Below are 25430 nucleotides of genomic sequence, written 5' to 3' on the forward strand. Positions count from 1 at the left end.
CTAAACTTCATAGGTCATATCAAACTTCATAGATCATATCAATTTTTTTACTATGAGTACTTTTTTTTATTATGGTGTCTTAATGATTAATGGGAAGTCATTTGCTACTAGAGCAATCAAGGGAAGTTTATTATGTCTATTTCCTTCAATAATCACAATTTTATCCAGAACAGACCTGTAAGCTTTCAGAGCTCTCTCTCAAGCCACTTACATGATACCTCTTTTTCTTCCGGGACCGTGGAAGGAATAAAACTCTTCCTTGATATGGATGGAGTCCTTACGGATTTCACCTCAGCCTGTGAGAGGCTCAGTGGCAATATGATGTTCTGGTACAGTAACGACAGAGAACTCTTCTGGAAAAAGATTACATCTGCAGGAATTGAGTTCTGGTCCGAAATGTCCTGGATGCCAGGCGGGCAGGAATTGCATGTTTTCCTTAGAAGCTCGGGCCTTTGTCCGACAATCCTTTCTGCGCTTCCCGGACCTGAGAGGAAAAAAGCCTTAACCAATGCGAGAGAGGGAAAAATCAAATGGCTCAGGAAAGAACTCGGGCCCTCTTATGCAGAGGCTGCAATTCTCTGTTACCGCCCGGAAAAAGCCTTACAATCAGGGTTTGCAAGGGTTCTTATTGATGATAACTCCGATAATATCCGCGAATGGGAAGAAGCAGGAGGTATCGGAATCCTGCATAAGAATACCAATCGGACGATCCGGTGTTTCACCAGGGTTCTTAAAGTTGAGCATAAGTTCTGATAAGCTAACCTTTACAGGCTAAACTTTACAGGCTAAACTTTACAGGCTAAACTTTACAGGGAGACCAAAAAGGCTTATGCTTCTTGATTACAGGCTACGATAAGAGCCACAAAGTTTTGCCTGTGGTTTTTGATATATTCTCCTTCCACATCTTTTAACCACTTTTTTCCTCCGTGAATTGCGTGATCCCCGCAGATAAAGAAAATCGTTCCTTTTTCCGCATTTCTGTAAATCTCACCCAGGTTTTCATCCACAGCCATTGCAGCCTTTTTCAGTTCTTCCCAGCTTTCTGCCCTGTGGGAAAAACGGTCAAGGGTCCTGAGGTGAACTGCCAGGATATCGGGCTTTTCTTTGAGGGCATGTAATGCATAATTCGTAATTTGGAGGTCATAATCCAGGATATCCTCGGAATTCGGGACTCCATAAAAGTCTTTTATCCTTCCCCTGAAACTTTCCGCACCTTCGGACTCTATGACTGCTGACGCTTTCATGCCTGCCCTGCAAGCCCATTCCATAAGGCTTTTTAGTTTCGGGTTTTCCGAGTCTTTTGTCCTTTCGGTATAAATGTCCGCGGTAGAGTAGATATTATGCTCTTCTGGCAGATATCCTGTAAAGATTGATGCAATAGCAGGAGAGGTTATTGTTGCTGGGGATTTGCACCTGAAGAGAAGCCCTTTTTCGGCGATTTTGCTCAAGTTCTTCATTATCGGAGAAAAATAGTTATAAAGAGAATAACCCAGACTGTCAACCACAATAATTACTGCTCTTTTGCAGCCTCGTTCCTTTGCGTAGCTCTCTACTTCCTGAATTGGCCTGCCAGTTGGCGGAACCATAGGGATTTTCAGTAATCTCGAGATCGTAGGGGCAATATCAATGGTGTTGCATTCTAAAATTTTCATATGCTCTCTATTTACATTATCTAACAAGCCGGCTTATATGTGTTTCCTGTATTGCTATTGTAGGCTTAGATAACTGTAAATAATTATGTCGGATCAGGTACGAATGTCCAATGGACAGAATATGAGTATCCGGGGGTAGAATAACACAAAAAATGAAGAGTTACCTGAAGTAGAGTTACCTGAAGTAGAGTTACCTGAAATAGAGTTACCTGAAGTAGAATCCCTTGAAGAAGGGAAGGGTTTTCAGAATTAATTAGGTATCCCTGATGTCACCTCTTAGGGCTTCTGTCAGGCATTTTACGGGACTCTCATAACTGCCGCAAAGCCCTTTGAGATGGTGGTTTGTTCTAACGCTCATGCTGGCAAGCCTCTTTGTAATCAAACTTGTTCCTTTCGAACTGCCTGGAGCCCGAACTCCCGGGTTTAGCCCCATAACCCAGATTTTTACAGCCCTTGAAACCACTGCTGCAAACCTTTGCCGGGTATCGCCGCTTGTTGAGTGGGTAAATGAAAAGTACCGCTGACTTTTCATGAAATTAAGCAGTACATGACAATAATTATATATCTTTATGCCAAAGTACATATGTAGCCTAAACACTACATATGATGTGATAACAGGAATTTACAGCTAATTACAGGTTACAAATAAAAGAAAAGGCTCTTCGTTGTTTTGTGTGGATATTCTCATAATACTCTCATAAAAACCAATGCGGTCTTGAATTGAAAATCATCTTATCCATAGGAAATGACGAAGAGCCAAAGAAAAATATGCGTAAAGGTGTAAAAATGAGAAAAGCAATTATAGCAATTCTTCTGGGAATACTGTTTATAGGGGTTTCCGGAGCAGCGGTAGTCAGTGCAGTTGCTTCAGATAATGCAGGAACAAACTATGGCTCTGGATCAATGCACAGGTGGGCTGCAAGGAACATGGATTCTGGCTCACGTTACGGAAACTTTTCCGACTGTCCTTATTTCAACTCAAATAATACTTCGGAACTTGAGGTCAAGACCATAGATGAAGCACTCGAAATCGCAAAAACAAAAATAGACAGCAACGTTTCCAAAGAGGACATTTCTCAGATGCGTCGCTGGTGGATTGTTTCCTACAAGGACGAGGACGGAGTTTACAAACAGGCAAGAATTGATGCCGTCAGCGGTGAAGTGTTTACCGATTATCCTGTTTGTACAGGAGCACAGACAGGCAGCAGATACGGCAGGGGCCAGGGCTACTGCAAGGCATCTGCCTTTTGAGCAACAGTACTTCAATATTAATTGAGTATTGAAGCCATCACCTAACACTATCCTTTTTATTTATTTTCTCAGATTAATTTTTCAAGTTACTGGTTAATTCTTCAAGTTACTGGTTAATTCTTCAAGTTACTGGTTAATTCTTCAAGTTACTGGTTAATTCTTCAAGTTGCGGGTTAATTCTTAAAGTTACAGGTTAATTCTTCAATTCATTGCCCTTTTATCTATCTCGGCTCTTCGTTGTTTTGTGTGGATATCCTCAAATATCCCCATAAAAACCAATGCGATCTTGAATTGAAAATCATCTTAACATAATGGATGGCAAAAAGCCAAAATCTCTAATGGATTTTTATATTTGCATACCTTTTTCCGGATATTCTTTTATATTTATGGTAGCAATATCTGAGAAAAAAGTCGGTGGAATAAGAAAAACCGATGATCTTAAGAATATCTGTTATTTTCGAGGTGGAAAGCTTGAATGGCATGGGATATGGCATAACTAGTTCCTTTTGGGGATTTCTCCTGAATCTTTTAATCATTCTCCTTATAGTAGGTGCAACGGTAGTGCTGCTGAATAGGTCCGGGTACACAGCTCCAAGGGATAACGAGCGAATCATCAAAATGGAAAAAGATATCGAAGAAATCAAAAAAACAGTAGAAGATATAAAATCCAAGCTAGAAGAAATCTAAAGCTTTATATCTGCTGCAGGCTCTGGAAATCTTCCAGTCCAGGTGCAACCAAAAGTATGCGAGGACATTCCGAATGGTAAAATCACTTCAACAAATAGTAGATATTGGTGAGGCGCTCTCTCATCCCATAAGGCTTAAACTGCTTTACCTACTGGCCGAAAGGGAAAGGTATGTATACGAACTCGCCAAGGACCTGAATCTCTCAAGACAGGTAGTAAACCTGCATTTAAAACGCCTGGAGAAAGCCGGATTTGTTGAAAGTGATCTCAGACTTGAAGATGATGACCTCAGGGCCAAGAAGTTTTATCGGTTAAAGGAATTTGATGTTTCTCTCGGGATGGAAGATCTAAAACGGATTTTCGAATGAAGTCTGGATTCTACCAGATTTCTATATTTTTCATGTTAGTCAGTATTTTTACTGCCAGAATAATTATATAAGCCTCAGCCTTCTGAGTTTCAGGTTCGGATAAATTCTCAACAGGAATATATTCAGGCGCACCATAATACTCTTTGGGAATTGGTATGGTTGGTGCGATTGGTAAGAGTCTGGAGCTTTCAGAGTTTGTTCTCAAAGAAATACTCGATCTGTATAAGGACATAAGAGAACTCTCTGATGAAGCGATTTTATCCGGCTCTTCGGACAAGCCCAAAAAATTGTTTATGAAGCTGGATGCTCTAATTACCCGGGACCTGGGAAATGATGTAGTTTCTATTCTCCTGAATAAACAGGAGCTAGAAGCAATTTTCTTTCACCTGAACCGATTCAGGAATTTATATACGGTAAGGCTGGAAACCGGATATGCAAAAGAAATTTTTGCGAGTCACTCACCCTGGGACATCCTTGAGAAATTCCCCTTTTACAAAAATTACCTCCGGCTGGTACGAACAGAATACGAGGGTTTCGGACTAAAAGCCGGGGACAGAATTTTTTTTCTCGGGAGTGGACCTCTTCCCCTTACGCTCATTGTTTTCTTCAAATATTATGGGGTAAAAGGCACAGGGATAGAGCAGAACTCTGAAAGGGCAAGGCTTTCAATGGAAGTGCTTGATAAGCTTGGGCTTTCTAAAGACATCACCATAGTTAATGGGAGCCATTTCTCCATGAACCCGATTGATTTTCTAGATACTGATACAGGGGTAAAGGCTCTCATGATAGCTGCCCAGGCTGAACCTAAAAAAGAAATTCTTGAATATTTACTAAAAGTAATACCGGCAGGCTGCAGGATTTCTTACAGAATTTATGAAAAAGGCTTAATGAAACTGCTAAACCGGGACTTTCTGCTTGATTTGCCCGAGGGTTACAGGGAATATAAGAGAATCCGGCCCGACCCTCCTGCATATAACACGGTTGTATTTCTGGAAAAAAAGAGTAATTGCTCCGGAATTCCGGAGTAGTTACAGACTATTCTTAACGGGTTGCTTATAATGTATTCCCCATGACCTTTGATACCCGCATAAGTGACACATAACAAAACCAAATCAACGGGTTAAGAACTCTGCTTTAAATACATTTCCAAATCACAAAGAGGCACGATGTCTATATCTTTATAAGATTCAATATCTTCTTTTATCAACATTACTATCAAGCCTTTAACTTTTCTATGATTTTTAAATCCGAATTCTTTTTGTTTTTCTTGGAAGTATGTCACCCTATCTATGTGTTTATTGTCAATTTCGTCCTTAATCCCCATTAGTAGATATTCGATCTTGTCGATCAGATTTGAAAATATATCCTGGCTTAAATGAGTTTCTTTTACATTCGACTACGAATAACAATTCATTGTTATATGATATCAAATCTATTTGACGCCTAGATTTTTTCCTTCTTTTTCGAACTTGATTTCTTGCCTAACTAGTTCACATTTTTTATGCGCTGGACGTTTCAAATTAAAACCATTTGATTCAAAAATTGTTTTAACATCATTTTCAAAATCATCACCTAATAAATATTAATCAGATTTGTAGCTTTTTCTGTCTACACGCGCGTGAATCCTATAAGAAAAGTCGACTCTAATTTTTACACTGTTGATTTTCGTGTCACTCGATATCAATGAATTTTTTAAGTTTATATAGAGGTCTATATATCCAGGTCAAATTTCAGTTTAGACAGTTCATCAGTTCATTAAGACTGGACTTTTTTTCTGTGACCCTACCCTCACACTCGAGAATCTTGGATGTAGTCACAGGCAATCATTTTAAGAATGAAATTACAGTACCAATATCGCTAAAGAGATAATGTCATATTATTTTCTGGAGAAAAACAACGGTTCTAATAAAAAAGTCAACTAAATTTGATTTTTTAATCTCGTATGGAACTCTCTCTATTTTACTTAAATTTCTTTCTTCTATCATCTTGAGGTACATTTTTAAGTCTTGTACAATTTTATTTTTATCATCTGGACTGTTCATGTTATTGATTTCAGCACACATTTCATCCATTTTTTTATACAAGCCATTTGTTCTGAATAGAACGTCTTCTCGCGCTGCCTGGCTTAAGTGCCCAGCCAACAACACATGACAGATATTAGTAAAATCGGGCATTTCTTTTCCATCCTCTACTTTAATAAAATAATTTAATGCAAGACTTATTAGCTCGGTGATTTCATTTTTTTTGTACTGTCTCTGCACGAAATTCCCTGAGAAATCGAATGATTCTAATTTCTCTATTGCACTCTTTATAAATGATATTGGTACGTCTGATGCATCTACCATTACCATTTTCCCATGATACTTCACCACAGGAAACATACACTTGATAAGATACATCATAATATATAACAAAAGAATTACTAACAGAAAAAGCTCGATAGAAGTAATAACTATTGTAAAAACAAGAGAAAGGATTAAATCAAGAACATCCATGTTAATATTGTTTGCATAGTTAAGAAGGATTTTGTTTTCCCATAAATTATATCCGAATATGCGGTGATTAATAGAGGAACCCAATAGAAAATAGAAAAAGATAATTAACGCAGCTCCAGATACTTTAAACAAAACATCGGATATTTCACCCGTGTAATTCATCAATTTAAAAAACGACGTGCAAAAGTTATTTAAAACTGTTACTGTTAGTGCTAATTGCTTATAATATCCTATTTTCCACCCTTTGAATGTTAAATAATCTATCCATTCATTTTTTAAATTAAATTGCAGTTTATTAAATATAATAGACGTTGCCTTTTTATATACTACGAAAATAATTGCAATCAATAATAATATTACTAAGGCTCCCGTTTCTGTATTAGGTACAATTTGCCTAGGTATTGAATACATTGAATTTGGAATCCATTCCGTGAAAAGGTATATTGGAGCTATTATGTACATTATAACGTACACTAAGAATTTTAGAAGTATAACGTGTATTCGTGGGTGACAATTGTCTCTAGGCCAAGTTCTCAATTTTCATCACACTGTTCGTTAAGGAACTAATCTAGATAGGTTTTTCTATTTTACTCAACATCTATAGGAAAAATTTTCATTTTTAAAGTAAAAATTTTATACATAAAAAATAATTATGTTAATATGTTTAAGCCAAATCCTAATTTTAAAATTGAAATAAATCAAAAAGCTCTAAGTAATTTTCACTCAGAAGCGTTGGAGAAAATTGTTTATGAAAATGGATGCACTTTATGCGAAGGAAAAAACCTAACCGTATATGTAAATGAATCCACGGGTACTTACGTTGATGGATATGCATATTGCCACGATTGTAATGAGAAATTTCCTGTCCATTTGGACATTGACATAGCGGAGGGGATGAAAAAAATGGAAGATGAACTGAAAAAAATGTTTAAACGGTAAAATTATGGAAGATAATCCTTTCTTTAATGGTTTAATAACACTCGCTGTAGGAATTGTCTTAGCTGTGTTTAAGCGTAAATATGATCAGATAAGTGAGGAAAAAGAAAAAATAAAGCTTGCTAAGAAAGAAAATAAACGGAAAATTATTGAGAGGCTTAAGGAAATAGAACTTACGCTCGAGAAAGATATATCTGCCGACCATCCAAAATATAAAAAAATACAAAATGAATGCTTGATTTTTTCAAATCAATTAACAAGTAGCTTAAGTCAAATTACAGGAAACCTTCCAGATAACGTGATTTTGGATTTAAAAAGATTAAGTTCAGACTTGATAAGTCTGGGAAACTTTCCTATATATCAAGGCTACAATTTTATAGAAGATTGTAAATCAATTATTGAATCTGTAAAAAGAATAATAAGAGAGATGGATAACTATTCAAATAATTGATCTTTATTTAGCATAAAAGTACTTGAAATCACTTTCATTTGTTTGCGCCGGTATTCGAAGAATACCATGTCATTTGTTGTTTTGCCATGTCTCTTGCGCTTCCTGCAACCAAGCATGAATAGTCGTGAAATCATTATTGTTATTTCATTATATATAAATACAATATGTTTATATGAAATTAATTCTTCTAAATTTAATAATAATTTTACTGAGAACGGTTTATATGTTCGACATAATTGATTTTCTGAATACAAACAAAGACGGGTTGTTTAGTGGAGCTGGTACTGAAGTCATTGTAGGAATTTTTACTGTTATTGGTGGAATTATTTATTGGCTACTTAAAAAAGGTAACGCTGAACCAAATCTGATACAACAATCTATCGGAAATAATAGTTCAGATAACAATCAAGCAGGGCACGATATAAAAATTAATGAGTCTGATATTGGTGAAAAAAGGAATGTTTAATAGAGAACACACAACACAATCTATTGGAAGCAATAGTTCAGGTAACAATCAAGCACAAGGCGATATAATTATTTATAATGGTTTGTCTTATGGAGATGTAAAAACAATATGTATGGAAGTATTTAAACAGAATTTCTATGAACTTTCCATTGTAGCAAAAGAGATAGCGACCCAAAGGGTTGAAGAATTAATCAACAAGTTTTTGCACCAACTCATGTCTGAGAATCAAGAAGGTCTAAACCAAGTTGTTGATCCTGATTTTCAGTATGCTCTCTATATCGCACAAAGAGACTATGCTAGATGTGGGGATCCAGCATTATTTGATATGTTAATACGTCTTTTAATTGAAAGGACGAAGGAAACAGAAAGATCATTACTGCAAATCGTGTTGAACGAATCGATAGCTGTTGTTTCAAAATTAACTAAAGAAGAACTTGACACTTTAACCGCTCTGTTTGTTATAGAATATCACAGTAAAGATTATAAGTTTGATAATATACCTGGTTTCGTAAATTACATTAATACTTATATTTTACCGTTTTGGAAATCTATTAAAAAAGAAAATTCTTTGTTTGCTCATCTGCAATATGCCGGATGCGGCGTTTACACATGGGTTGGAACAACAGGTTTAGAGAGGTTTTTAGACTCAAGATATAAAGGTCCTGTAGAAAATAGAACTAATGTAAGAACATGTGATATAAGATTTTTTATAGAAAAAGAAGATTCTAGAATCAGCTCCTTATTTGATAAGTTTGACATGTCCATATTAAATCACATGTACTTAACGAGTGTAGGTATTGCAATAGGGCATGCAAATTTATTCCGCAGAGTCACTGGTGAGGAATTTAATCTTTCTAAGTGGCTTTAATGCAATCTTACACTTTTTAAAATACTCTATCCTTCGCAGACTACACAGAGCCCATTCTCATATAACCCCAGGAAACCGTTACCGAGAACCTACATAGGAACATCGTTTTTTATATTTTCATTCCCATCGGTTAACTGACTTGAATGTCTTATTGATTTGTGACCATGGCCTGAATTGTCCTTGAATTATTTGGTGGGTCACAGATAGAAAAGAAAGAAGATAAATAATAAGCTGTACGTGATTTATTGGGATTAAAATGAACAACATGAACCGTTTTTTTAAATATATAAGTCTTGCAGAGTATTATGACAAGGACTATAACTGTAAAAATTATGCATTGAGGAATTTAGCTCAAAATCAGCTATATTTTAACAATCCGAATAATTTTAATGATCCTTTTGATTGTAGAATTCGTGTGGATTTTGCAGGTACAAAAGAACAATGGATCAATTTATTATGTGAGAAATATGAATGTAGTCCTAAACAAGCAGAAGAAAAAGTAAACGGTTTTAAGAAAGAAGACAACGGTTTAGTTTGTCCTCACAATGCTTCATCGTATCTAAAAGTTCCAATAGTTTGTTGTTTTAGCAGCAAATGTGATAATATTCTAATGTGGAGCCACTATGCAGACTCTCACCGAGGTATTTGTCTAGGTTTTGAAGCTAGTGGTGAAAATGATTACTATTCTATGCCTCTATATGAATCAGATACTGATGAATCACCGTTCTCAGGCGAATTTAAACAAGTAATCTATGATTCCAGTAATGATCTATGTATTGTGAAAATGTTTGACGATCAATACAAGAATGCCAATATAGTGGAAGATCGGATATTCACAAAATTACATGCATGGGAGTATGAATGTGAATACAGAATGATACTTCCTGAATCACATATCTGCGAACCAAGAGTTCTAAAATATGACAAAAGCTGTTTAAAAAGAGTTATTTTTGGATTAAAGATAGATAAACGAGACGTTATCAGGGTATACAATATCATTAATGAAAATTACTTAAAAGAAGGATTTGAAGTCGAATTTTTCGAAGCTAGGGGAAAAATCGGCAAATATGAACTAAAAATCGAAAAAATAATGGATATAGAAAATTATATCGCTAGCCTTCGATAAAAAATGGTTTACATTGTTTCTGATTTTTAATGCTGAGGAATTCCTTTTCATCCTTTTACTAGTGCTGGTCGTCCACCAATATCCGATTGATGTTTTGATGATAAGTCAAACACTGCTTCCAATTGCATTTATTTACTTACACTGCGATAGTATTATGAAAAGACAAATGGATGGAAAAGTGAATCAAAAGGCTTTATTTCATTATTTAGGAATAATATCAATCAACAAATGATAAACGACCCTAGTGCTTCGATTCCGAAATTAACTCTTCATTTCCTAAAGAATCTGTAGTCTTTTGATATATTGAAAGTCAAGTTTTATGAATCTACTTTAGAATTGTAGCACTATTACGCTTTTAGAAAACAGTATCCTTTTAGAAAAAAGAATTGCTCCAGTTCTCTGGAGCAAGGAATAAATTACTTTTCCCTTACCGGGACCTGAATTTCAGTCATAAGCTCTTCTTCAGGAACTTCTTCAGGACTATTGAAATATAGTTCTCTGTCAGGGCTCAGAGTTTCCAGATCGTTCTCTCTGGCATACGAGAAAATCTGGTTATAACCGGCTTCGACTCCATGATAAGGACCCCGGTAGACCACTGAGATAGCTCTTATGGCAGGCAGGGTTTTTATTTCCATTTTCGGGTCTTCGATTGAGATCCTTCCCGATACCGGCAGGGCTATTTCGATATCAGCCCCGGTTTCTTTGTATTCATCGTCATGGCAGAGGAACATAACAGGACCTGTAACTTTTACACGGTTTCGCTGGTTTTCAGGGCTGCCGACGCTTGTGCAGATTTCACCTATAAGTTTTCCAATAGTTGCCACGAAGTCTCCTTTTTCGCGCTTGCTTACTACTCGCATCTCGGGTATTTCCTTTATAACTGGTTCTGTAACAGACATTTTGAATAACTCCATAACTTTTCCATTTTGTTTGCAGGCGCCCTGCAAGATCCCTTCGATCCTTTGCAGCTGTCCGATTTCCAATCGGGTTTGATCAAGTTTCTTCCTGAAGCCTGTTCCTATGTACTCAAAGTCTCCTTTGCTTTCCGCATCCAGAAACAGGGAGATTTCTTCCAGGGAGAATCCGAGGAAGCATAGGGTTTTAATTTTCATCCCCTGCTCCAGCTGGGAAACGGTATAGTACCTGTATCCCGTAAAAGGGTCCTTTGCTTCCGGAACAAGCAACCCTTTCCGGTCATAGAGCCTGAGTGCTTTTTGCGAGAGGCGGGTCATGAAAGAAAACTTACCGATTGGAATCTGATCTACTGACATCTTGCTCAATCCAGTAATTGTCCTGAAATTAGATAAACAACCTTACTTTTCCCCGGGGGAGACTTCCGCGTTAAGGTGGTAGAAGGTATATGTATTTCCTCCTGGGAAAATCCAAGGAAGCACGGGGTTTTGATTTTCATTACCTGTTCCACCGTCATGAGTTTATTCCAAAAATTGTTTTACTAGAAATCATAGGAGTTTTCAGGATCATTTTCCATGATCAGATACTCGATTTACTGTTCCAAATACGAGATTTATGTATCCTCTTCAAATTAAATGGACCTATAACAGAATAAAAATATAATAATTTTTCATATGTGTTCTGTTAAGTGAGAAATCGTGACAAATTGCGTCCATTTTTTAAAATCACCATCAACAAAAATTATCAAAAAGGAAATGTCGACCTGCAGAATTAAGATTAAATACATCGAAGATATTTTTCCAAACTTTAGATACAGATTAACCTTATAGTCAAATACAACATCTCAATTGTAGAATCAAGTTTACTCTTGAGGCGGCCTGTAAAGTGGGTATCAAATTAGATTAGAAATTTTAAAAGCTAATTTGAGATCCTCTCAAGAATCGGCTTTGTTTTTAAGATAGTTTATATATGTCCATTTTATAAACTACGCATATGGAAGAGGGCAAAATGAAAAATACAATCACGAGAAGTTTTGAGCTTCAGGACTACAGGATAGAAGGAACCGAACTTTCCGGCTTCTGGGCAGACTTAACAAGCAAAGAAGAACTGATAGTTGAGGTAAATTACGTCCCTGAAAAGAAAAAAGTCTTCAGTACCGCAGAAATCGAAAAGCTTGTCATAGAAATCCGTAATAAATGTGGCAGCTTTGAGGCTCAACTTCCTGAAAATATAAAATGCGAAGTCACCTTCAAAAATCTTGGAGAGAAAACTTACAAAACCAGCCAGCCTGATTTTGAACTAGAACCCAGGGAACTGGAAGAAGTTCAGGTTGCTTACCGCTTCTACGTTGAGTACTACATATAACCCGTATTACGCTTAATGCAGCAGTTTAAAGTCTGCAGTTTAAAGTCTGCAGTTTAAAGTCTGCAGTTTAAAGTCTGCAGTTTAAAGTCTGCAGTTTAAAGTCTGCAGTTTAAAATCCATAGTTTAAAATCCAGATTTAAGGAAGAGTTGATCGGTTCGCGGATAAATAATAAAGTTCAGATTCGTGAATACTTTAGAATCGAAGAACTAAAACCCGTGGGCTTAAAGCTTCTTATAATTTATTAGGTTCAGGTTAAACAGCATTAAAAAATATGGGTAAGGTTCCGGTTTAGAAACTGGTTTAGAAACTGGTTTAGAAACTGTTAGAAACTGTTTAGAAACTATAAATATGGATGTCATTTCATTTGTGTGAATTAACATGAAGAAGAGATCTTCTCGATTATTGCTTCTCATTTTCTTTTTAATTTTTTTCATTCCTATGATATTATTATCGAGAGAACTTGATTTCTGAATTATTCAATGTCATTTTTTGGATCATTAATAGGATCTCTGATTTTGTATTTCGTTATAACCCTGATTATAAATATATACAATAGATTACAGTCTTTGATTTTTCCTGGTTATTCTTCAGTTCAAAAACTATAGAAGTCTACCAGAGTTAATTAATCAGTTTACTCAGATTGGAAAGTCCTGGACATATTAATAAGTTGAAACGTTCAAATGAGTAAACAAAACTATCTCCCTGTAGCAATAATGACTCATAAAGAAGGGATGAATCTATGACTGAAGATCTGAAAAAAGCCCTCCTGCAGAAATGTAAAAGTATGGACATACCCATGGTTGGAGTTGCCAGTGTTGAGAGATGGAATAAACCTCCTTTTTTGCCGTGGATGCCTGAAGAATTCTATCCTCAATCCATATATCCTGAAGCAAAATCAGTGATAGTTATCGGACTTCCGGTACCTTTACCAGTACTGGAAACAGCCCCTTCTTTATATTACCACGAACTGTACAATACGATAAACACCTTATTGGACCAATACACATATAGGCTTGCCAACTTCCTGACCGAGAGAGGATACCCATCTATTTTCGTACCTAGAGACGGGTATGGAAGCGTTCAGGTACTCATTGAAAATCCTACTGCATTCTTTTCTCACAGGCATGCTGCTTTACTCGCTGGATTAGGAATTTTTGGAGTAAATAATACGCTCCTTACACCAGAATATGGCCCCAGGGTCCGTTTCGGTTCAATTCTGTCCACAGCCGAGCTTCCTCCAGATCCGATGCTAGAAACTGAACTTTGCACCCGCTGTATGCGTTGTGTAAAAATGTGCCCATCGAATGCTCTTAATAAGGAAGATTACCCCAGCGGACTTACAGATAAGAAAACCTGTTCCTCTTATAGTGCTGAATTAAACAAGCGTCACATTTCGCCGTGTGGCATATGTATCAAGGTCTGTCCAGTAGGAAAGGATAGAGTGGTATATAATAGGGATAATGATGCGATATATGTAGATAAGGACCTTTTTGCCAATTACCATAAAGCCTGGAAGCACGTTAGATCTTATGGCGGAAAAAATCCGTAATTACCTGACCTTCTTCGGTGAAGTGGTTCGAATTTGCTGTAAATCCGAAGCCAAAATTTTAAGGATTATTGTAACGAATTCAAAGTGGAAATAGGAACTAATAACAGCGATTGAAAACTTTTGTGTTAACATACAGATAGTGAACCTACACCTTCACTAGCAAAATTGCCTGTGAAAAATTCTTGTGAAAAATTCCTGTGAAAAATTCCTGTGAAAAATTTCTGTGAAAAATTCATTTTAATCGTTGAGATGAGCTAGTATATCGACTCCATTTCGAGCTAGGTATCGACTCCATTTTCAAGTTAGTGTATTGATTTCATCTCAAGTTAGTGTATTGATTCCATTAGATATCATAGAATGTTTTACTATTTGACTTTAAGATAAACATAGGCTTAACGATAAAATGACGGATCTCGAAAAAACAATCACCTTAAAGAGAGGTATAGGGCTTGCGATCTGCATGCTCATAGGTACAGGAATCCTCGCACTGCCCGGCCTGGCTCTTAGCGTGGGAAATGTCCATGAAGCAATCCTCGGATGGCTCCTTATAACCTTCGTTACCATCCCGAGAGTTCAGATCTGTTCCAGGCTTGGCCTGAGATTCCCTTCAACAGCCGGGCTTGCCGGCTACGCAGAAAAAGCAGTAGGCCTCTGGGGAAGATATTCGGTTTCTTATCTTGTAAGCGGTTCATATCTTTTTGGGCTTCCGGCTATTGCTTTTATCGGCAGTGAATATATGCGGCAGTTTTTTAATCTCTCCGAGTTGGGAGGAACCTTTTGTGCAATCCTTCTTGTAAGCCTTATGTTTATTTCAAACCTGTTTGGGATAAGAGCTATCACTCTAATCAACTACTTAGCCCTGACTGTACTTTTTCTGCTCATAGGGCTGATTGTTGTATTTAACTTCGATTTTATCGGTTCCGGGCTGGGGATTGCTGGAGAAGCTCTGAGCGGCCACGGAAACGTGGATCCAAACATAGTGTGGAATGTTACAGCTTTGCTTTTCTGGGCCTTTTTGGGCTGGGAAAATCTTTCTTTTTCCCTTGGAGAGATGAAAGACCCCGAAAAAAACGTTCCCCGCCTGTACTGGTTAAGCTTTGTTCTGGTCGCTGCCATCTATGTTTTACTTGCCCTGATAAGTGTAGGAGCCAGTGCTACAGGAGTTTCCCTCAAGGGAGCTGCCGGTCTCTCCAGCCTGGCTCTTTTCATTCCAGGCGGAAATTTTCTGATATGGCTTATAATTGTAGTGCTTGCAGCAAACGCATGTTCCTGGAACTTTACTGCGAGCCGTCTAATCTATGCAGCTGGCAAAACAGGTGTTTTTCCTGCAGTATTCGGAAAGCTCTCAAAAAGAAATATTCCCCTAGCCAGCCTTGTGACTCTATATGCAATGTCGGTTTCTCTGATTACAGGGTGCTATCTTCTCAAAGTTCCCATTACGGCTATGATGATGCTCGTAAACCAGAACTTTATTTTCCTCTGCGGCTTCATCATAATTGCTTACTGGAAAACAGAAATCGGCTGGCAGAAATGGATCTTTTCTGTTCTTTCACTTCTGTCTTTGAGCTTTCTGGCATCAGGGTTTACCTGGAAGGTCATATATCCGCTCTTTCTGATAGGGCTTGGCTACTTCAGGTTTACCGTAAAAAAGGAAGATATATTATCGCAGGCAGTAGACTCGAATCCAGACAGGAACTCGCACTGCTTGAAGACTCCCCGGAACCCTCCCAATCTATGAAACAATAAGAACAGTCTAATCTGACCTGATTAAGAACCGTCTACCCGTAGAAACATTATTACAATATTTACTTTAGTAAATCTCATATTCCGATTTCTGAGATTTTTGTACAATTAAAAATCATAAAATAATAATTATGATAGTCACCTATTAACAAAATAGCCAACGTCAAGTGATTGTTATCCCAAATTGGCAGGGGTTTGTAATGTGCATATAATTACGTTTACCTGCCAATCCAGGATATAATTAATTACTAATTGAGTTACAGTCTATTACTAATTGAGTTACAGACTATTTCTAATTGAATTACAGTCTATTACTAATTGAGTTACAGTCTATTACTAATTGAGTTACAGACTATTTCTAATTGAATTACAGTCTATTACTAATTGAATTACAGTCTATTACTAATTGAGTTACAGTCTATTACTAATTGAGTTACAGACTATTACTAATTGAGTTACAGACTATACCACTTGTGCTCCATAGTTTTATTTTCACCTATAGCGAAAACATCGATACGCTGTGAATCCCATGAGACTGCTGCAGGTGCAGAGTACAATGCTCCGCCTCTACACATCCATTCATGCCAGGAACCGTCATACCATTTATGCTTCAGTGTATTATAATCACTTCCAACTGCGAAACAATCCAACCGATAGGATGCCCAGGAGGAGGCAGCTACACCGTCATTAAATTCTCCACCTAGACTTTCCCAATCATACCAGGTGTCATTAAACGACTTATGCTGCATAGATTTGTCTTTGCCTAAAGCGAAAACGTCGATACGACGTGAATCAGACGAGACAGCTGCAGGTGCAGAGTACAGTTCACCGCCCAGGTCTTCCCAGCCATGCCAGGAGCCATCAAACACCTGATGCTGTAGTGTCCGATCAGCTCCAACTGCGAAACAGTCCAACCGACCGGGTGCCCAGGAGGAAACAGCTACACCTTCAGTAAGGTCGCCACCCAGATCTTCCCACTCATGCCAGGAGCCATCAAACACCTTATGCTGCATAGTTTTATTTTTACCTATCGCGAAAACATCAATACGATTTGAATCCCATGAGACGGCTGCAGGTGCAGAATACAGTTCACCGCCCAGATCTTCCCAGTCATGCCAGGAACCATCATACCACTTGTGCTGCAGTGTCCGATTAGGTCCAACTGAGAAACAATCCAACCGACCGGGTGCCCAGGAGGAGACAGCTACACCTTCAGTAAGGTCGCCGCCCAGATCTTCCCACTTACTCCAAACTGGAGAAATGTTTTGTGACGCAACGTTGTCGGTAGTTGAAACGGAGTCGGCACCTGCTACTGCACCTGATAGTGTCAATGCAAATAAGATTGCAAGCAAAATAGCCAGTGTATTTTTGATTTTTCTTTTCATTCTATGCATTCCCGAATTTATGGTTCAATCTTACAAAATTTGACAGTATCACGAATTCGCTGTAAATTTTGAATTAAGTTTTCGTACACGGACGACGGAATTAACTTTAAGATATAGAATTTTGACTCCTTACCTTTTTAAATGTATGATTTTACAGAAAAATCTGCACACTGCCAAAATTCCAGGGTATATATTCAGTATTTTTTAGAAGTAACTTCGTATATTGTATTAAAACATGAATATTAATAATTTGTTATATATCTTTCTAAATTTATGCCAATATGTATTCCTGAAGGTTATGGTACAAAAAATCTGGCCTTGTTTCAAAATCAGTGTAAACCTTTACAATTAGGAAATTTAACTCTTCTCATAACCGGGAAACTGGCACACAAAGACAAAAATACTAGTATCAAACTGCGAAAATATCATTTTTGCACTAAAGCCCTTCATCTAGCCGTCTCCTAAATGTTCAATAGAGAGCCGGAGAATATCCCATTTTTTGATATAAGATTGCGAAACGAAAAGGCAAAAGTTCTCCAGAAATTCTATGGAAAATATACAAAAAAAGTGTTAGAGATAAAGAGTGTTAGAGTGAAAGGGTGTTAGAGAGAAAGAGTGTTGGAGATAAAGAGTGTTAGAGAGAAAGGATGTTAGAGAGAAAGAGTGTTAGAGAGAAAGGATGTTAGAGAGAAAGGATGTTAGAGAGAAAGGATGTTAGAGTGAAAGGGTGTTAGAGAAAAAGGATGTTAGAGAGAAAGGTCTTATCCACTCAAGCTACTTTCCTCTCAGGATATTTTTCTCCTCAAGTCACTTTCCTTTCAGACTACTTTTATCTCTTTCTCCAGCTTCTTTATTAATTCCCTTACCTGGATTGCCCGTTCGAAGTCCAGCCTGTCAGCAGCTTCCCTCATTTCAGTATCCAGTTCGATAATCATATTGGGAATATCGGTTTTCGGGATGTGTTTGGTGTCGGTGATATCCACGACCTTTTCCCTGATGGGTTTCCTGATAGTTTCCGGGACGATGCCGTGTTCCTTATTATAGGCAATCTGCATGGAGCGGCGGCGTTCTGTCTCTGTAACGGCACTTTTGATAGAATCCGTCATATTGTCGGCATACAGGACAACCTTCGAGCTGGCGTTCCGGGCTGCGCGGCCTATGATCTGGATAAGGCTTTTTGAGTTTCTAAGGAAGCCTTCTTTATCCGCATCCAGGATGCCAATGAAACCCACTTCCGGAATATCAAGTCCCTCCCTGAGCAGGTTGATCCCGACAAGGACATCGAATTTGCCAAGGCGGAGCTCGCGGATAATCTCAGTTCTTTCCATCGTTTTAATGTCCGAGTGCAGGTAACGAGCTTTGATTTCATTCCTGGCAAGGTACTCAGTCAGTTCTTCTGCAAGCTTCTTTGTCAGGGTAGTTACAAGAGCACGGTCTCCCCTTTCCACAATCTTCCGTACTTCCTGCATAACGTCCCTTACCTGACCTTCAAGAGGACGAATTTCCACTTCAGGGTCAACAAGTCCTGTAGGACGGATAATCTGCTCCACGATCTGAGCTGAATGCTCATGTTCATAGTCTGAGGGAGTCGCCGAAACAAAAATCACGTTTTTCATGTACTCCTCAAATTCATCGAACTTTAGAGGCCTGTTATCGTAGGCACTCGGAAGCCTGAACCCATAGTCAACAAGGTTCTTCTTCCTTGAGCGGTCTCCGTTGTACATCCCGTGAAGCTGAGGTATGGTCTGGTGACTCTCATCGATTACCATCAGGAAATCCTCAGGGAAATAGTCAAGCAGGCAGAAAGGCTGTTCTCCCGGCTGTCTGTGGTCAAAATGTCTTGAGTAGTTTTCAATACCCTTACAACTGCCGGTTTCCTGAATCATTTCCATATCATAAATCGTGCGCTGCTTCAACCTGTGCGACTCAAGAAGACCAAGCTCAGGAAGATGTTCTTCAAGCTCTTCGAGGATGGACTGAATTGCACTTTTCTGCTCTTCCTCAGGAATTACATAGTGCCTTGCAGGATAAACAAAGAAATAGTCCATTTCTTCCGTTCGCTGACCGGTCTGCTTGTCCACTTCAGAAATCCGGTCGACCTCATCTCCGAAGAGCTCAATCCGGATAATATTGTCAAAGTATCCGGGAATAATATCAATGGTATCTCCTTTTACCCTGAAGCGCCCTGGCATAAGTTCAAGGTCGTTTCGCTCAAACTGGATTTCAACGAGCTTTTGCAGGATTTCTTTTCTAGGAACCTTATCTCCAACCTTTAATTCAAACCCCATTTTCTGGAAATTCTCAGGATTGCCAAGCCCGTAGATACAGGATACGGATGCAACTACAATAACATCCTGGCGTGACATCAGAGAAGCAGTAGCAGCAAGCCGCATTTGCTCTATCTTCGGGTTAATCTGAGCATCCTTTTCAATATACTGGTCCCTGGCAGGAAGATAGGACTCAGGCTGATAATAGTCGTAATAGGAAACAAAATACTCCACCCGGTTTTCAGGGAAGAACTCCCTGAACTCATTATAAAGCTGGGCGGCAAGGGTTTTATTGTGAGCAATAACAAGGGTCGGTTTCCTTACCTGGTTTATAACGTTTGCAATGGTATAGGTCTTCCCTGACCCTGTTACCCCAAGCAGGGTCTGGTATCGCTCTCCTTCTTTCAGCCCCTCCACAAGTTTTTCGATTGCCTGTGGCTGGGAACCCTTCGGCTCAAAATCGGAAACCAGCTTGAACTGCGGGCTGTCCCAATATCGGGCATCTCGTAGTGTTTCGGATATTTTATTAGATACAGCTTGGGATGTCTTATCTGAAGATTTCATAGAACCAAAACCTTAAAATTCCGGAGATTTAAATGACGGACATATATACCAACAGTAGCAGTAACTAATTAATGATTATAGCATGAAAATGCTGCCATCTGCAAGCATTTTCATTGGTTGTGCATGTTATTCAAAGAATATCATGTTCGTTTTCAGGAATCAATCATTTTTAGGAATCATAGATTTTTGTCTCAACAGACGGTTGTAGGTAATTGCAAACCTGTGGGCTTCGTCCCGGATCTCCTGGACAAAAAGAGAGGCTTTCTCGTCTTTTTTGATGGGAAGAGGAGACTTGATTCCAGGCACATAGATTTCTTCTTCCCGCTTGGCTATCGAGATAAGAGGAACCCTGATTTTGAGCTTTCTAAGTTCCTGAAAAGCTGAGGAGAGCTGTCCTTTTCCCCCATCTATAATAATAAGATCAGGCAGGTCATGCTTGTCCTCAAGCAGGCGGGAATAACGCCTTCGTACGACCTCGGCAATAGAAGCGAAATCATCAATTCCTTCAACACTCTCGATCTTGAAGCGGCGATAATTGTGTTTATCAGGTCTGCCTCCCCGGAACTGGACCATTGAACCGACCGTAGCCGTGCCTGAGAGATGGGAGATGTCGAAACATTCTATGACATTCGGAAGTTTCGGAAGGGATAACTTACTTTGCAAGGCTTCGAGCTTTTTCCGGTCTCCAAAGAAACCGATCTCAACGTTTTTCAGGGCAAGGTCGAGAAGTTCCTTTTTCTCTCCCTGCTTCGGAACCGTAACTTTCACTTTTGTTCCTTTTACATGAGAGAAGAAATCGACAAGCGACTCTTCTAGAGGTTCGGGCAGGATCAGTTCTTCAGGCGGCTCATTCTCGGAATAATACTGCACCAGGAATTCTTCCAGAAAATTTTCTCCGAAGGCAAAAACAAAGTCCTGCTTGTCCTCAAGCGTACCTTTGTAGACCTTGAAGAGCATGAGATAAACAGTATCATCCCTGACAATGTAGTTCAGGATATCCTCGTTGTGCTTTTTCTGCCTCTCCATGTTTTGTTTTTCGTGAAGGTACTCAAGGGCTGCAATCTCATCCCTGAGAGCTATGGCCTGCTCGAATTGCTGCCTCGATGCCAATTCCCGCATTTCTGCTTCCATGGATTCTATAAGCTCTTTGATATTGCCTTTAAGAACAGAAGCAGCTTTCTTTACTTTCTCTGCATAGTCTTCCGCAAAAATTGCACCTATGCAGGGACCGCTACATGCCGCTATATGGTATCTGAGGCAGGCCCGTTTCGGCATCTGTTTGCAGGTTCTGAGCTGGAAGGTCTTTCTTACAACCTCAAAAATATAATCTCTTTCCTTCGCCGAGACAAAGGGCCCAAAAAAACTTCCACTATCAGCCCTTTTTCGGGCAAGCCTGATCCTTGGAAACTTTTCATCAGTTAAATGAATGCAGGCATACCGTTTTGAGTCCTTAAGAGCAATATTATACCTTGGCCAGTGTTTTTTGATCAGGGTGTTCTCCAGAAGAAAAGCCTCTACTTCAGTGTTCGTGACAATAAAATCAAGGCTCATTACAGCCTCTATAAGGCTCGCGGTTTTTGGGTCGTGGTCTCGTTTCTGGAAATAGCTGCTCACCCGCTTTTTAAGGTCCTTTGCCTTACCTACGTAAATCACAGTCCCTTCTTCGTTCTTGAAAAGATAACAGCCAGGCAGGTGAGGAAGAGCTTCCAGGTCAATCATTTTTAAACCTCTTATTCAAGTTATGAAATCTTTGCAGAGAGCTTAAATCAGCTTAAATTACCCAGATCAACTTTAAGCAGTTTAAATCAACTTTAAGCCGGTTAAAATCAACTTTAAGCCAGTTTAAATCAACTTTAAGCCAGTTTAAATCAACTGCTCCTGAAACGTGTTATTGGCCTTGTGTTTACTGTGCTTGAAACCTCTGGAACCTTTGGAATCTTCCTCCGAGCCTTCTTCAAAGTCTTCGGAATCTTCCTCATTCTGATCGTCATTAAGATCTTCACAATCGACCTCAAACTCTCCTCCTTCTTCAAAAACGGCCTCAAATTCATCTCCTTCTTCGAAAACGGCCTCATAAGGCTCTTCTCCCGACATATCAAGATAGGACTGTGACAGTTTAGGAGCAAGGAAGCGTGCAGTATAGCTTCCCTGAACTGTGGACACTTCTTCCGGGGTTCCTTCGGCAACAATTTCTCCGCCTGCATTCCCGCCTTCGGGACCCAGGTCGATTATATAGTCTGCTGATTTGATTACATCCAGGTTATGTTCTATTACAACTACTGTGTTTCCTTTTTCCACAAGCCTGTTGAGAACCGTAATGAGTTTTTTGACGTCATGGAAGTGAAGACCGGTTGTAGGTTCATCAAGTAGGTAAATCGTTTTTCCGGTACACATTTTAGAGAGTTCTTTTGTCAGCTTGATCCTCTGGGCTTCCCCTCCGGAAAGCGTTGTTGAGCTCTGGCCGAGTTTGATGTAGCCCAGTCCAACTCTTATTAAAGTATCAAGTTTGCGTTTGATTGCAGGGATGTTTGCAAAGTGTTCGGCAGCCTCTTCCACAGTCATATCAAGGACTTCTGCAATCGACTTGCCCCTGTACTTTACTTCGAGAGTTTCCTGGTTGTAGCGTGTGCCCTTGCATTCCTCACATTCTATATATACATCGGGCAGGAAGTTCATTTCGATTTTTATCAACCCGTCTCCCTGGCAGGCTTCACAGCGTCCTCCTTTTACGTTGAAAGAAAAACGCCCACTTTTATAACCCCGGATTTTTGCTTCCTTGGTTTCGGCAAAGGTCTGTCTTATGGTATCAAAGACCTTGATATAGGTGGCAGGGTTTGAGCGAGGAGTCCTGCCAATGGGGCTCTGATCAATAACGATTACCTTATCGATCTCGGAATCAAAAACCAGCTCATCATAATCTCCTGGCGTTACATTTGATTTATTAATCTTCTTTGTCAAGGCCTTGTACAGGGTATCATAAATTAACGTAGACTTTCCGGAGCCAGAAACACCTGTAACCACGGTCAGGACCCCTATGGGAATATTTACATCTATGCCCTTGAGGTTGTTTGCCCTGCATCCTTTAAGCCTGATGAATGCATCGCTGTGCCGGCGAAGAGCAGGCGGTTTTATCTGTTTTTCTCCTGAGAGGTACTGGCCTGTCAGAGATTCCGGGTTCTGTTCAATTTCTTCAGGTGTGCCTTCGGCTACTACATAACCTCCATGAACGCCTGCACCTGGCCCGATATCAAACACATAGTCTGCAGCCCGAATAGTATCTTCATCATGTTCAACGACTATCAGAGTATTTCCCAAATCTCGCAAGGTCTGGAGGGTCTGGATTAGTCGCTCGTTATCTCTCTGATGCAACCCTATTGAAGGCTCGTCGAGCACATAGAGCACGCCCATGAGGTTTGAGCCAATCTGAGTAGCCAGCCGGATTCGCTGTGCTTCTCCGCCTGAGAGAGTGCCTGCACCTCGCGAAAGGGTAAGATAGCCGAGCCCCACATGCTCTAAAAAACCGAGTCTGGAACGGATTTCCTTTAAGACTTGCTTTGCGATTTCTTTTTCCTTTTCCGAGAGCTCCACGTTTTCGAAAAACCTGATGCACTCCAGAATCGAGAGGTTGGCTATATCTACAATAGATTTCCCGCCGAATTTCACTGCAAGCACTTTTTCCTTCAGTCGCTTGCCTTCACATTTTGGGCAGGGCTTAACCTGCATGAATTTCTCAAGTTCCTTTCGGCGGTACTCGGATTTTGTCTGTCTGTAAAGCCTCTCTGCCTGTGGGAGCAGCCCTTCCCAGGTGCCTTTGTGAGACCAGTAGGCATCACCATTTTTCATGCTCATGCTGAACTGCATGAGCTCGTCCGAACCGTACATGAGAACATTATACTGTTCATCTGTGAGACCTTCAATAGGAGTAAATATGTCAAAACCAAAGTGTTTTGCCACGGCTGTCAGATACTGACTTCGGTAACCATCCAGGAAATTCCTGTATATGGCAACCGCACCGTCTGCAATACAGAGAGTTTTATTCGGAATAATGAGGTCAGGGTCAAACTCCATCTTAAACCCTAGCCCATTGCAGGCTTCACAGGCCCCAAAAGGACTGTTGAAGGAAAACATCCTGGGCTGGAGTTCTTCAAAAGCCATGCCGCAGACCGGACAGGCCATATTAGAGGAATAAAGGTGGTCTTTTCCTTCAGAATCAACTGCAATTAAGAGTCCTTCGGCTTTCTTGAGAGCGATTTCGCAGGCTTCGACAAGCCTTGAGCGGTCTTCTGAAGGGTCCAGCCGGTCAACCACGACTTCAATATCATGTTTTTTGTATCGGTCAAGAGTAATCTCGTCGTCAGTCCTGTGAATCTCGCCGTTTACCCTCATCCGCGCAAAGCCTTCACTGTTCAGTTCTCTGAAGAGCTGCTGGTATGTCCCTTTTTTCTGGCGGACTATAGGAGCAAGAATGGTAACCATGCCCTCACATTCCTTGCGAAGGTTGTCCGCAATTTTTTCAGGCGACTGGGCCTCAATTTTTATGTTGTGGGCCGGGCAGTGAGGCGTACCGACTCTTGCAAAAAGCAGCCTCAAGTAATCGTAAATTTCAGTGACTGTCCCTACAGTACTTCGGGGGTTTTTCGAGGTCGTTTTCTGTTCAATGGATATTGCCGGAGATAAGCCTTCGATGCTGTCCACATCCGGCTTGTTCATAAGCCCGAGGAACTGCCGCGCATAAGCCGAGAGGGACTCCACATAGCGCCGCTGCCCTTCGGCATAAACCGTGTCAAAAGCCAGGGTGGATTTCCCTGAGCCTGATACCCCTGTAATAACAATTAATTTGTCCCGCGGGAGTTCCAACGTGATGTTTTTCAGGTTGTGTTCCCGTGCCCCTTTAATAATAATATTTTTCATTTTCCTTCTCTCGGGTTTTTGTCCAGTTGAATCGGTTAGATGAGAATTTAAGGTTAGAGTAAATTCCGGATTCTTACATTAGAGTAAATTCCGGATTTTTACATCAGAGTAAATTCTGGATTTTATTAGAGCAAAGCCTGGATTTTTAAGTTAGATATCTAAAAATCCAGAAATGATATGAATTTATGAATTTTAAGAAACTTTTTTGAAAAACCTGAAGTTTATATTCACTTATCAAGCAGTTTTTTTCAGGCAGATAATTCCATGTATTATTATAAATAAGTAGTGATAATTACATGAAGTTGATTTCACTCCTCATATATGTGACAATTTTCGGGTTCATGCTACCCCGTTTTTCGATACATACAGCAGAATGCAGACTTTTTATTAATAGAGTAATATAGCGGAGTGAAAGTATTCCGCGGTAAACAACC

General features: G+C 39.5%; 22 protein-coding genes. 13 read left to right on the forward strand and 9 right to left on the reverse strand.

Annotation, left to right across the window (positions count from 1 at the left end):
* Window positions 1–132 precede the first annotated feature (132 nt).
* On the forward strand, window positions 133–753 hold the full coding sequence (locus MSKOL_RS11065) for a hypothetical protein (protein WP_048120932.1): 621 nt from the start codon (window positions 133–135) through the stop codon (window positions 751–753).
* Between the two features lie 74 nt (window positions 754–827).
* Here the strand turns inward: MSKOL_RS11065 and MSKOL_RS11070 are convergent, their stop codons facing one another.
* Together MSKOL_RS11070 and MSKOL_RS20200 are read right to left on the reverse strand one after the other, a co-directional pair.
* Window positions 828–1652 carry an alkaline phosphatase family protein gene (locus MSKOL_RS11070; RefSeq protein ID WP_048156184.1) on the reverse strand — a complete coding sequence of 275 codons (825 nt, stop codon included), beginning with the start codon at window positions 1650–1652 and terminating at the stop codon, window positions 828–830.
* A gap of 253 nt (window positions 1653–1905) precedes the next feature.
* Window positions 1906–2184, reverse strand: a complete 279-nt coding sequence (locus MSKOL_RS20200) for a hypothetical protein (RefSeq protein ID WP_156151055.1) — start codon at window positions 2182–2184, stop codon at window positions 1906–1908.
* 188 nt (window positions 2185–2372) lie between these two features.
* Between MSKOL_RS20200 and MSKOL_RS11075 the strand changes: the two genes are divergently transcribed.
* From MSKOL_RS11075 to MSKOL_RS11090, 4 genes are all read left to right on the forward strand, one after another.
* Window positions 2373–2903 carry a hypothetical protein gene (locus MSKOL_RS11075; RefSeq protein WP_231592198.1) on the forward strand — a complete coding sequence of 177 codons (531 nt, stop codon included), beginning with the start codon at window positions 2373–2375 and terminating at the stop codon, window positions 2901–2903.
* A gap of 432 nt (window positions 2904–3335) precedes the next feature.
* Window positions 3336–3590, forward strand: a complete 255-nt coding sequence (locus tag MSKOL_RS11080) for a hypothetical protein (RefSeq protein ID WP_332310015.1) — start codon at window positions 3336–3338, stop codon at window positions 3588–3590.
* A 73-nt stretch (window positions 3591–3663) separates the two neighbouring features.
* Entirely contained in the window at window positions 3664–3957 is a 294-nt protein-coding gene (locus tag MSKOL_RS11085; protein ID WP_048120939.1) for an ArsR family transcriptional regulator, read from the forward strand.
* 155 nt (window positions 3958–4112) lie between these two features.
* Window positions 4113–4985 carry a nicotianamine synthase family protein gene (locus tag MSKOL_RS11090; RefSeq protein ID WP_048158313.1) on the forward strand — a complete coding sequence of 291 codons (873 nt, stop codon included), beginning with the start codon at window positions 4113–4115 and terminating at the stop codon, window positions 4983–4985.
* Window positions 4986–5077: 92 nt separating this feature from the next.
* Here MSKOL_RS11090 and MSKOL_RS11095 read toward each other — a convergent pair whose 3' ends face one another.
* On the reverse strand, window positions 5078–5281 hold the full coding sequence (locus tag MSKOL_RS11095) for a hypothetical protein (RefSeq protein ID WP_048156186.1): 204 nt from the start codon (window positions 5279–5281) through the stop codon (window positions 5078–5080).
* A gap of 547 nt (window positions 5282–5828) precedes the next feature.
* The gene (locus MSKOL_RS11100) at window positions 5829–6914 is read right to left on the reverse strand and encodes a hypothetical protein (RefSeq protein WP_156151056.1); all 1086 of its coding nucleotides are present in this window, start codon (window positions 6912–6914) and stop codon (window positions 5829–5831) included.
* Between the two features lie 198 nt (window positions 6915–7112).
* Between MSKOL_RS11100 and MSKOL_RS11105 the strand changes: the two genes are divergently transcribed.
* The 5 genes from MSKOL_RS11105 (at window position 7113) to MSKOL_RS11125 (ending at window position 10299) form a co-directional block, all read left to right on the forward strand.
* Entirely contained in the window at window positions 7113–7391 is a 279-nt protein-coding gene (locus MSKOL_RS11105; protein ID WP_048156192.1) for a hypothetical protein, read from the forward strand.
* A gap of 4 nt (window positions 7392–7395) precedes the next feature.
* A complete protein-coding gene (locus MSKOL_RS11110) occupies window positions 7396–7839 on the forward strand; it encodes a DUF349 domain-containing protein (RefSeq protein WP_048156196.1) in 444 nt (147 codons plus the stop codon).
* A 223-nt stretch (window positions 7840–8062) separates the two neighbouring features.
* Entirely contained in the window at window positions 8063–8305 is a 243-nt protein-coding gene (locus MSKOL_RS11115; RefSeq protein ID WP_048156200.1) for a hypothetical protein, read from the forward strand.
* The gene (locus tag MSKOL_RS11120) at window positions 8298–9173 is read left to right on the forward strand and encodes an LPO_1073/Vpar_1526 family protein (protein WP_052725424.1); all 876 of its coding nucleotides are present in this window, start codon (window positions 8298–8300) and stop codon (window positions 9171–9173) included. The genes MSKOL_RS11115 and MSKOL_RS11120 overlap by 8 nt, the downstream gene beginning before the upstream one ends.
* A gap of 256 nt (window positions 9174–9429) precedes the next feature.
* Window positions 9430–10299 (forward strand): DUF2971 domain-containing protein, encoded by an 870-nt coding sequence (locus tag MSKOL_RS11125; protein WP_048156202.1) that lies wholly within the window; start codon window positions 9430–9432, stop codon window positions 10297–10299.
* A gap of 416 nt (window positions 10300–10715) precedes the next feature.
* Here the strand turns inward: MSKOL_RS11125 and MSKOL_RS11135 are convergent, their stop codons facing one another.
* Complete coding sequence (locus MSKOL_RS11135) at window positions 10716–11570, reverse strand: MerR family transcriptional regulator (RefSeq protein WP_048156208.1); 855 nt, start codon at window positions 11568–11570, stop codon at window positions 10716–10718.
* A 649-nt stretch (window positions 11571–12219) separates the two neighbouring features.
* Here MSKOL_RS11135 and MSKOL_RS11145 point away from each other — a divergent pair.
* The 3 genes from MSKOL_RS11145 to MSKOL_RS11160 all read left to right on the forward strand — a co-directional run bounded on the left by MSKOL_RS11145 (window position 12220) and on the right by MSKOL_RS11160 (window position 15864).
* Window positions 12220–12576, forward strand: a complete 357-nt coding sequence (locus MSKOL_RS11145; RefSeq protein WP_231592199.1) for a hypothetical protein — start codon at window positions 12220–12222, stop codon at window positions 12574–12576.
* A 740-nt stretch (window positions 12577–13316) separates the two neighbouring features.
* Complete coding sequence (locus tag MSKOL_RS11155; RefSeq protein ID WP_048156219.1) at window positions 13317–14126, forward strand: epoxyqueuosine reductase; 810 nt, start codon at window positions 13317–13319, stop codon at window positions 14124–14126.
* 403 nt (window positions 14127–14529) lie between these two features.
* Window positions 14530–15864, forward strand: coding sequence for an APC family permease (locus tag MSKOL_RS11160; protein WP_082091107.1), 1335 nt, complete (start codon window positions 14530–14532; stop codon window positions 15862–15864).
* Between the two features lie 460 nt (window positions 15865–16324).
* Here the strand turns inward: MSKOL_RS11160 and MSKOL_RS11165 are convergent, their stop codons facing one another.
* The 4 genes from MSKOL_RS11165 to uvrA all read right to left on the reverse strand — a co-directional run bounded on the left by MSKOL_RS11165 (window position 16325) and on the right by uvrA (window position 24996).
* Window positions 16325–17263, reverse strand: coding sequence for a hypothetical protein (locus MSKOL_RS11165; RefSeq protein ID WP_197078763.1), 939 nt, complete (start codon window positions 17261–17263; stop codon window positions 16325–16327).
* Between the two features lie 809 nt (window positions 17264–18072).
* Window positions 18073–20085 carry an excinuclease ABC subunit UvrB gene (gene uvrB / locus MSKOL_RS11170; RefSeq protein ID WP_048156222.1) on the reverse strand — a complete coding sequence of 671 codons (2013 nt, stop codon included), beginning with the start codon at window positions 20083–20085 and terminating at the stop codon, window positions 18073–18075.
* 159 nt (window positions 20086–20244) lie between these two features.
* The gene (gene uvrC, locus MSKOL_RS11175) at window positions 20245–21804 is read right to left on the reverse strand and encodes an excinuclease ABC subunit UvrC (protein WP_048156225.1); all 1560 of its coding nucleotides are present in this window, start codon (window positions 21802–21804) and stop codon (window positions 20245–20247) included.
* Window positions 21805–21948: 144 nt separating this feature from the next.
* On the reverse strand, window positions 21949–24996 hold the full coding sequence (gene uvrA, locus MSKOL_RS11180; protein ID WP_048156227.1) for an excinuclease ABC subunit UvrA: 3048 nt from the start codon (window positions 24994–24996) through the stop codon (window positions 21949–21951).
* Between the last annotated feature and the right edge of the window lie 434 nt (window positions 24997–25430).

Source organism: Methanosarcina sp. Kolksee, assembly GCF_000969945.1.
GTDB lineage: Archaea > Halobacteriota > Methanosarcinia > Methanosarcinales > Methanosarcinaceae > Methanosarcina > Methanosarcina vacuolata.